Annotated in this window: 1 protein-coding gene; it reads left to right on the top strand. The window is 59.8% G+C overall.

Annotation, left to right across the window (positions count from 1 at the left end; translation table 11 throughout):
- A partial coding sequence (locus IP81_RS16975) for a hypothetical protein (protein WP_197274688.1) occupies positions 1–1630 on the top strand: 1630 nt, incomplete at both ends.

Below are 1630 nucleotides of genomic sequence, written 5' to 3'. Positions count from 1 at the left end.
TCTTGATGGTTTGACGTCAGGTGTAGTGACGGCGACGATTACGGAAACGGATGCTGCGACGCTTGCGACGTTGAGCGGGACTGGCAATGCTTACACGATCACGGTGACGGGGGCCGCTGCGGCGGCCGACATCACGGCGATCGAAGCCGCGAACGGCAATGGCACCATCAATGGCTCTGCGATCACGGAGATCAACGGGACGGCCGCTGCGGTTGTGCAGGCGCTTGCCGATCTGGATACCGATCCGACGAACTTCAATTCGACGCTAGCGGCGGGTGCCGCTGCGGCGGCGGACATCACGGCGATCGAAGCCGCGAACGGCACTGGTACGATCGATGGCTCTGCGCTCACGGCGATCAACGGAACGGCCGCTGCGGTTGTGCAGGCGATTGCCGATCTGGATACCGATCCGACGAACTTCAATTCGACGCTAGCGGCGGGTGCCGCTGCTGCGGCTGACATCACGGCGATCGAGGCTGCAAACGGGAGTGGCACGATCGATGGCTCTGCGCTCACGGAGATCAACGGAACAGCCGCTGCGGTTGTGCAGGCGATTGCCGATCTGGATACCGATCCGACGAATTTCAATTCAACGCTGACGGGTGCCGCTGCGGCAACTGATATTACCACGATCGAAGCCGCGAACGGCACTGGTACTATCAATGGCTCTGCGATCACGGAGATCAATGGAACGGCCGCTGCGGTTGTGCAGGCTGTTAGCGATCTCGATACCGATCCGGCGAACTTCAATTCAACGTTAACAGGTGTTGCTGAGGCCTCTAACATTAGATTAATTGAGATATCAAACGGCAGCGGCACGATTGATGGCTCTGCGATCACCGAAATTAACGGCACGCTAACTGTGATTGTGCAGGCGCTTGCCGATCTGGATACCGATCCGACGAACTTCAATTCGACGCTATCGTCGGGGGGAGCTACGGCGGCTCAAATCGCGGCGATCGAGGCTGCAAACGGAAGCGGCACCATCAATGGCTCTGCGCTCACGGCGATCAACGGAACGGCCGCTGCGGTTGTGCAGGCGATTGCCGCTCTCGATACCGATCCGACGAATTTCGCTTCGTCGCTAACGGCGGGTGCCGCTGCGGCGGCTGACATCACGGCGATCGAAGCCGCGAACGGCACTGGTACGATCAGTGGCGCTGCGCTCACGGAGATCAACGGAACGGCCGCTGCGGTTGTGCAGGCGATTGCCGATCTGGATATCGATCCGACGAACTTCAATTCGGCGCTGACGGGTGGCGCTGCTGCGGCTGATATTACCGCGATTGAGGCAGCGAACGGCACTGGTACGATCGATGGCTCTGCGCTCACAGGGATCAACGGAACGGCCGCTGCGATTGTGCAGGCGCTTGCCGATCTGGATACCGATCCGACGAACTTCAATTTGACCGTCACGGGCGACATTTCTTTTGCGACGGCCAATTCTCTTGATGCATTGACGTCAGGTGTTGTGACGGCGACGATTACGGAAACGGATGCTGAGACGCTTGCTGGGCTGACCGGGGCTGGCAATGCTTACACGGTCACGGTGACGGGTCCGGCCACGGCTGCTCAACTCAACGCCATTGATGATGCGACGACGGTTCAGGTTGCTGCGACGGGTGTGACG

The sequence above is a fragment of the Novosphingobium sp. AAP83 genome (assembly GCF_001295795.1).
Lineage (GTDB): Bacteria > Pseudomonadota > Alphaproteobacteria > Sphingomonadales > Sphingomonadaceae > Novosphingobium.
This window is presented reverse-complemented; position numbering and strand designations above follow the sequence as displayed.